The sequence below is a fragment of the Agreia sp. genome (genome assembly GCF_964263775.1).
Lineage (GTDB): Bacteria > Actinomycetota > Actinomycetes > Actinomycetales > Microbacteriaceae > Agreia.
Genome location: NZ_CAXVWM010000051.1, coordinates 1 through 8,197 on the forward strand (window position 1 = coordinate 1; position 8,197 = coordinate 8,197).

Annotated in this window: 5 protein-coding genes and 1 pseudogene; 5 read left to right on the forward strand and 1 reads right to left on the reverse strand. The window is 66.1% G+C overall.

Annotated elements, in window-relative coordinates; translation table 11 throughout:
- The 5 genes and pseudogenes from ACE5CZ_RS04670 to ACE5CZ_RS04690 form a co-directional block, all read left to right on the forward strand.
- Nucleotides 1-834: pseudogene (locus ACE5CZ_RS04670) on the forward strand (L-arabinose isomerase); the annotation flags it as partial.
- A 108-nt stretch (nt 835-942) separates the two neighbouring features.
- Entirely contained in the window at nt 943-2,133 is a 1,191-nt protein-coding gene (locus ACE5CZ_RS04675; RefSeq protein ID WP_374946177.1) for an ROK family protein, read from the forward strand.
- Nucleotides 2,134-2,260: 127 nt separating this feature from the next.
- Entirely contained in the window at nt 2,261-3,808 is a 1,548-nt protein-coding gene (mmsA, locus tag ACE5CZ_RS04680; protein WP_374946178.1) for a multiple monosaccharide ABC transporter ATP-binding protein, read from the forward strand.
- A complete protein-coding gene (mmsB, locus tag ACE5CZ_RS04685) occupies nt 3,808-5,181 on the forward strand; it encodes a multiple monosaccharide ABC transporter permease (RefSeq protein ID WP_374946179.1) in 1,374 nt (457 codons plus the stop codon). Before mmsA ends, mmsB begins: the two co-directional genes overlap by 1 nt.
- A gap of 53 nt (nt 5,182-5,234) precedes the next feature.
- Complete coding sequence (locus ACE5CZ_RS04690; protein ID WP_374946180.1) at nt 5,235-6,335, forward strand: substrate-binding domain-containing protein; 1,101 nt, start codon at nt 5,235-5,237, stop codon at nt 6,333-6,335.
- 216 nt (nt 6,336-6,551) lie between these two features.
- Here the strand turns inward: ACE5CZ_RS04690 and ACE5CZ_RS04695 are convergent, their stop codons facing one another.
- Nucleotides 6,552-7,955, reverse strand: coding sequence for a xylulokinase (locus tag ACE5CZ_RS04695; protein ID WP_374946181.1), 1,404 nt, complete (start codon nt 7,953-7,955; stop codon nt 6,552-6,554).
- Nucleotides 7,956-8,197 lie beyond the last annotated feature (242 nt).

The following is an 8,197-nucleotide window of genomic DNA, read 5'->3' on the forward strand; positions in this document are numbered from 1 at the left end:
GCTGTCGATGCTCTCGTGGCGGAGTACGACGAGCTCTACGACGTCGTGCCCGAACTCCGCGTTGGGGGTGAGCGCCACGAGTCGCTGCGCGACGGCGCCCGCATCGAGCTGGGCTTGCGATCGTTTCTGGAGGCCGGCGACTTCGGCGCGTTCACCACGAGCTTCGAAGACCTGGGCGGACTCAAGCAGCTTCCCGGCCTGGCCGTGCAGCGCCTCATGGCGGAGGGCTACGGCTTCGGCGCCGAGGGCGACTGGAAGACCGCCGTGCTCGTGCGGGCTGCCAACGTGATGGGTGCGGGCCTGCCCGGCGGCGCCAGCCTCATGGAGGACTACACCTACGACATGACGCCCGGGGCGGAGCTCATCCTGGGCGCCCACATGCTCGAGGTGAGCCCGTCTCTCACCACGGCGAGGCCCACGCTCGAGATCCACCCGCTCGGCATCGGCGGCAAAGACGACCCGGTGCGCCTGGTCTTCACGGCGGATCCCGGCCCCGCCGTCGTCGTGGCGCTGTCGGACATGCGTGATCGGTTTCGCCTCGTGGCCAACGTCGTCGAGGTCGTGCGGCCTACGGCTCCGCTGCCGAAGCTGCCCGTGGGGCGCGCCGTCTGGAAGCCCGAGCCGAACTTCCCGACGTCGGCGGCCGCCTGGCTCACGGCCGGAGCCGCACACCACACCGTGATGTCCACGGCGATCGGCCTCGAGGTGATCCAGGATTTCGCCGAGATCGCGAAGATCGAGCTGATGGTCATCGACTCGTCGACCGATCTGCGGGAGTTCGCGAAGGAGCTTCGCTGGAACGCGGCCTATTATCGGTTGGCGCAATCGATTTGAGCCACCGGGTGATCGCGCTCTCACGACCGACGACGTGACCGATCATATTCCACCGAGGCTATGCGTTAACTTCTTGACTACAAGGCGACGATGATGCACCCTACATACATGCCCGCACGAACACGCTCAGTGAAGAGCCGCCCGAGAAACCCCGGGTCGCAGGGCGCACTCCGACAGCAGAACCAGCAACGCATCGTCGAGTCCCTCCTCACGGGCGGCCCGTCCACGCAGGCCGAACTCGCGCGCATCACCGGGCTCTCCACGGCGACCGTCTCGAACATCGTCAAAGACATGGAGTCGAACGGACTGGTCGACACCTCGCCCGTCACGAGTTCGGGCCGACGGGCTCTCTCGGTGCGACTGCTCGACAGCGGATCCGTGGCGGTGGGAGTCGACTTCGGGCGTCGCCACGTGCGCATCGTCATCACGAGTCTCGGCTACGAGGTGCGGGCCGAAGAGGCACTGGCGCTGCCCCTCGGCTACGCGGCTGAAGACGGCCTCATCGTGGGCGCCGAACTGCTCGACAGGCTGCTCATCGAGAACGGGATCGATCGCTCCCACGTGCTGGGCGTGGGCATCGGGATCCCTGGTCCAATCGACCGCCGCACGAACACCGTCGTCATCGGCGCCATCCTCCCCGAATGGGTGGGGGTGGGACTGACCGACCTCCAGCGACGGTTCGAGTTTCCCGTCATCATTGACAACGACGCCAACTTCGGCGCCCTGGCCGAGGTCACCTGGGGAGAGAACCGGGGCGTGCGCAACCTCGTGTTCGTCAAGATCGGGTCGGGCATCGGTTCGGGCCTCATCCTGAACGGAGCGCCCTACGGCGGCCACCTCGGCATCACCGGAGAAATCGGGCACACTCCGGTCTCCGACCACGGTCTCGTCTGCCGCTGCGGCAACCGGGGATGCCTCGAGACCGTGGCATCCATCTCGATCATGATCGAGCTGCTCGGCCGCGGGTCGCCCGTGCCGGTGACCACGGCCGACATCGTTCGGCGCGGCCTCGAGGGCGACCCCGCCACGCTGCGCGTGCTCGATGATGCAGGCATGGCCGTGGGCCGCGCGATCGCCAACATGGCCAACATGATCAACCCCGAGGTCGTGCTCATCGGTGGTCCCCTCACGGCCCTCGGCGACCTCATTCTCGAGCCCGTGAAACGCGGGCTCGTGCGAAACGCCCTGCCGATCGTCGGCGAGACCACGGCCATCCGGATGTCGTCGCTCGGCGACCGCGCGGAGGCCCTCGGCGCCGCCGCCCTCGTGCTCCAGCAGCCCGGGGTGCACCCGCGCTGATCGTCCCGTTATCAAGTCGTTGCGTTAACTATTTGACGACAAGGGGGTCGAGGGCGTTTACTACCTAAGCGAGCGATTTTGCACGAATCCTCGAGTCCGACAGCGGAGTCTTTCAAGGAGCGTATGAATGTCTTCTAGTCCCACGATCCTCGAGATGCGATCCATCACCAAGGAGTTCCCCGGGGTCAAGGCCCTCTCCGACGTGTCGCTGACGGTCAAGGCCGGCGAGATCCACGCGATCTGCGGCGAGAACGGTGCCGGCAAGTCCACCCTCATGAAGGTTCTCTCGGGCGTCTACCCCTTCGGCACCTACGAGGGAGACATCGTCTTTCAGGGCAACGAGGTGCGCTTTCGCGACATCAAGTCGAGCGAGCAAGCGGGAATCGTCATCATCCACCAGGAGCTGGCGCTCATCCCCGAGCTCTCGATCACCGAGAACATCTTCCTCGGCAACGAGCCCGGTCGCAGCGGCGTCATCGACTGGAAAGACGCCAAGAAGCGCGCCATCGAGCTGCTCGCCCGCGTCGGACTGCGAGACGACCCCGATTCGCTCATCAAGAACATCGGTGTCGGCAAGCAGCAGCTGGTCGAGATCGCCAAGGCGCTCAACAAGAGCGTCAAACTGCTCATCCTCGACGAGCCCACGGCGGCGCTCAACGAGAACGACTCGCAGCACCTGCTCGACCTGATCCGCGGCCTGAAGTCCAAGGGCATCGCGTCGATCATGATCTCGCACAAGCTGAACGAGATCGAGCAGGTCGCCGACTCCATCACGATCATCCGCGACGGTCGCAGTATCGAGACGCTCAATGTCAAAGAAGACGGGGTCAACGAAGACCGCATCATCCGCGGCATGGTCGGTCGCGACCTCGAGAGCCGATTCCCCGAGCACACCCCGAAGATCGGCGAGGTCTTCTTCGAGGTACGCAACTGGACTGTGCAGCACCCGCTCATCTCCGACCGCCTCGTCTGCAAAGACGAGAGCCTGTTCGTGCGTCGCGGCGAGATCGTAGGAATCGCCGGGCTCATGGGCGCGGGCCGCACCGAGCTCGCCATGAGCATCTTCGGCCGTTCCTACGGAACCTTCGTGTCGGGAACGATCATCAAAGACGGCGAAGAGATCGTCCTGAAGAACGCCGGAGACGCGATCGACCACGGCCTCGCGTACGTGAGTGAAGATCGCAAGGTACTCGGGCTCAACCTTCTCGACGACATCAAGCGCTCCACCGTCTCGGCCAAGCTCAAGAAGATCTCGAAGCGCGACGTCGTCGACGAGGTCAAGGAATACGAGATCTCGGATGCCTACCGCAAGAGCCTGCGCATCAAGACCCCCACGGTCAATGAGGGCGTCGGCAAGCTGTCGGGCGGCAACCAGCAGAAGGTCGTTCTGGCCAAGTGGATGTTCACCGATCCCGATCTGCTCATCCTCGACGAGCCGACGCGCGGCATCGATGTCGGAGCGAAGTTCGAGATCTACGGCATCATCCAGAAGCTCGCCGACGAGGGCAAGGGCGTGATCGTCATCTCGAGCGAACTCCCCGAGCTGCTCGGCATCTCCGACCGCATCTACACGGTCTTCGAGGGTGCCATCACCAACGACATCCCGGCCGCAGAGGCCAACCCCGAAACGCTCATGAAGAGCATGACCTCCGCCAAGAAGAAGGTTCTTTCCTGATGACTCAAATAACCGAAGCCCCCAAGAAGTCCGGAGGCATCCGCGACCTCGGCAAGATGTTCGGCAGCGGATCCGGAGCGAAGCAGCTCGGAATCCTCGGCGCACTGGTCGTCATCGTCATCATCTTCCAGGTGTGGACCGGGGGGCTCACGCTCACTCCCGGCAACCTGATCGCCCTGGTCAGCCAGTACTCCTACATCCTGATCCTCGCGATCGGCATGGTGATGGTCATCATCGCCGGCCACATCGACCTGTCGGTCGGATCGGTCGCGGCGTTCGCGGGCATCGTAGTGGCGTCGTTGATGCAGAACTTCAATGTTCCGTGGCCCGTCGCAATGCTGCTCGGCCTTGTGGTCGGTGCGCTGATCGGGGCGTGGCAGGGTTTTTGGGTCGCCTATGTCGGCGTTCCCGCCTTCATCGTCACCCTGGCCGGCATGCTCATCTTCCGCGGCGGCAACCAGTTCATCGGTAACGCCAACTCGGTGGCCGTGCCCAAGGAGTTCCAGTTCATCGGCGCCGGCTACCTGCCCGAGGTCGGACCGGCCACCGGCTTCAACAACCTCACCCTGCTGCTCGGGCTCATCGTGATCGTGGCCGTCATCTGGCGCGAATTCTCGGCTCGCCGCACGCAGGCCGAGATGGGCAGCGAAATGGCCCCGCTCTGGGTATCGCTGATCAAGCTCTCTGTTCTTGTGGTCGTCACCGGCTACGCCACGTTCCTGTTCGCATCCGGCCGCGTCGGCACGAGCTTCCCGATCTCGGGCATCATCCTCGGCGTTCTCGTGCTGGTCTACTCGTTCGTCACCCGCAACACGATCTTCGGTCGCCACATTTACGCCGTCGGTGGCAACTCGCACGCCGCCGAGCTGTCGGGCGTCAACTCCCGCCGGGTGAACTTCTTCGTGATGATGAACATGTCGGTGCTTGCGGCCCTCGCCGGCATGATCTTCGTGGCCCGCTCCACCGCATCCGGCCCGCAAGACGGCTTGAACTGGGAGCTCGACGCGATCGCGGCCGTCTTCATCGGTGGCGCCGCGGTCGCCGGTGGTGTCGGAACCGTGACCGGCTCGATCATCGGTGGCCTGGTGATGGCCGTGCTGAACAACGGCCTGCAGCTCGTCGGCGTTCCCTCAGACCGAGTGCAGATCATCAAGGGCCTCGTTCTGCTGGCCGCCGTCGCCATCGACGTCTACAACAAGAGCCAGGGTCGCCCGTCGATCACCGGATTCCTCACCCGTAAGCGCTCGTCGGGCGGTGGGCTGACCGTAGAGACCCCGCCGGTACCGCGCGTACAGAGCGACACGAATGCCCTCGAGCCCACCGTCGGTGCGTCGGAGACCAACCGGCCGTCGTCTGTCACCCCCAACAACTAGCTTTTTTCCCCTGCACCACCTATCCCTGCACCACACAAAAGAAAGTGATAAAAATGCGTAAAGTCGCACTAACCGCCGCAGCCGTGGCTGCGGTCGCAGCATTGGCGCTGTCTGGCTGCTCCAGCCGTGCCGGAGACACGACGACCTCCACCGAGGGAGCGTCGTCGGGTTTCGCCGCCGATTCCGTCATCGGAGTCGCACTGCCCTCGAAGACCAGTGAGAACTGGGTTCTCGCCGGTGGCCTGTTCGAAGACGGCCTCAAGGAGGCCGGCTACAAGGGCGACGTTCAGTACGCCGCCGCATCCGGCACCGTCGCCGACCAGCAGGGCCAGATCCAGTCGATGGTCACCAAGGGCGCGAAGGTCATCATCATCGGTGCCGCCGATGGTTCGCAGCTCTCGACCCAGGTCGAGGCCGCACACGATGCCGGCGCCGTCGTCATCGCGTATGACCGTCTCATCCTCAACACCGAGGCCGTCGACTACTACGTGGCCTACGACAACTTCAAGGTCGGCGAGCTCCAGGGCCAGGCCCTGCTCGACGGCATGAAGGCTGCAAAGCCCGAGGGTCCGTACAACATCGAACTCTTCTCGGGATCGTCGGATGACGCGAACTCGGCGGTCTTCTTCGACGGCGCGATGAGCATCCTGCAGCCCGCCATCGACGACGGAACCGTCGTCGTCGGCTCGGGCCAGACCGACATCAAGCAGACGGCGACCGCCGGCTGGAAGGCAGAGAACGCCCAGAGCCGCATGGACTCGCTCATCACGAGCACCTACAGCACCCAGACGCTCGACGGAGTCCTCTCCCCGAACGACACGCTGGCTCGCGCCATCATCACCTCGGTCAAGGCCGCTGGCAAGCCGATCCCGGTCGTCACCGGTCAGGACTCCGAGGTTGAGTCCGTGAAGTCCATCATCGCGGGCGAGCAGTACTCGACGATCAACAAGGACACCCGCGCCCTCGTTGCTCAGGCGATCACCATGGTCGACGAGCTCCAGGCCGGTGGCCCCGCCACCACGAACGACGACGAGTCGTACGACAACGGCGTGAAGGTCGTTCCGGCCTTCCTGCTCGACCCGGTCATCGTGACCAAGGCCAACGCGGCCGAGGCGTACGCCAACGACCCGAAGCTGTCGCCGCTCACGAAGTAGCACTCGCGTCACAGCACGCACGCTCAGGCCGATCCGACTCCCGTCGGGTCGGCCTGAGCCGTTTCTGCACCCAGTTCACCTTCGCGGATGAGGAAATTTCTGCGACACCCCGTGGTTTCCCGGTGCAGAACTCGGCGTGTCGGCAGAACTTCCTCATCCGCGAACGGCGGACGGGCGACGGGCGATGGGCGACGGGCGGGCGCGACGGGCGGGGGGTCAGATCGCGTGGGCGGCGTACTGGGTGCGGATCTTCGGGTGGTAGTCAGGGGCCGGCGTCGCCATCGTGGCCACCTTCCAGGCCGGGCGGGTTCCTGTGAGCACCCAGGCGGCCTGCGCGGCTGCCCCGTCGGCCACGTACTCGCCGGGCGTCGGGATGCTCACGGGCAGGTCGAAGACCTGGGCCGCGATCGCCTGCACGGCCGGGTTCACAGCGGCTCCGCCGATGATGAGCAGTCGTTCTGCGCGCACGCCGAGAGCGGTGACGGCCTCGACGCCGTCGGCCAGACCAGAGAGCAGCCCTTCGATGGCCGCGCGCGCGAGTCCTTCGCGCGTGGTCGAGGCGAGCGTCATGCCGAAGAGTGTGGCTGTGGCATCCGGCAGGTTGGGCGTGCGTTCACCCTCGAAGTAGGGCTGCAGTACCAGTCCGTTCGACCCCGGAGAGGCGGCGAGGGCCAGGGCGCCGAGTTCGTCGTGGGTGACCCCGAGGAGCCGCGCCGTCGCATCCAGGATGCGCGCAGCATTGAGGGTCGCGACGAGTGGCAGCCACAGCCCGCTGGCGTCGGCGAAGCCGGCCACGGTGCCCGACGGATCGGAGGTGGGGCCGTCGGTCACGGCGAAGACGGTGCCGCTCGTGCCGATCGACACCACGACGTCGCCCGCCCGGGCGCCCAGGCCGAGGGCGGCGCCCGCGTTGTCGCCGGCGCCCGGCCCGAGAACGACGCCCTCGGGAGTGGCTCCCGCTGACTCGGAGGGGCCGAGGACGCGGGGGAGGACACAGTCGTGGCCGAGGGCGGCGACGAGCAGCTCGCGGTCGTAATTGCCAGAACTCGGGTCGAAGTAGCCGGTGCCGCTCGCGTCGGAGCGGTCGGTAGTGAGCTCCGAAAGCACAGGGCCGAGCGGGCTGGTGTCATCATCGACGGGGCCGTAGCCGCGCAATCGCCACGTGAGCCAGTCGTGGGGAAGGGCCACGGCGGCGACGCGCTCGGCGTTCTGCGGCTCGACGTCGTGCAGCCAGCGCAGTTTCGTGATGGTGAACGACGCTACGGGCACGCTGCCGGTGCGCCGCGGGAGTTCCTCGGCACCGAATTCGCCGACCAGCTCGGCGGCGGCGGTGGCCGAGCGGGTGTCGTTCCAGAGCAGGGCGTCGCGGATGACCCGGCCGTCGGCATCCAGAACGACCATGCCGTGCTGTTGGCCTGCCACGGCCAGCGCGTCGACGTCGTCGAGCCCGCCAGCTGCGATGATCGCCTGGTTCAGGGCCTGCCACCACGCGGCCGGATCGACCTCGGTGCCCTCCGGATGCGGCGCGCGACCCGTGCGAACGAGCGCGCCGGTTTCGGCGTCGCGGACGACGACCTTGCAGCTCTGAGTAGACGAGTCGACGCCGGCGACGAGAGGCATGGGCAGCTTCCTTGTTGAGAGATGAGCGAGATGGCGGGCCGCGGGACTCGCGTTGCAGAGCCTTCCGCGGCCGGGGGCTGCCGCCTTTCGCGGGCGGTTTTGGCGCCGGAAAAACCGGGGCCCAAAACCCTCGCCCCAACAGCCCGCCCCCAACACGTGCGGGAGGTCCCCCCGCGGCAGCCCAACCCAACCCCAACCCCAGGCGGTGGTGTTGGGGGGGGGGGGGAAAAACCAGAAAGCGC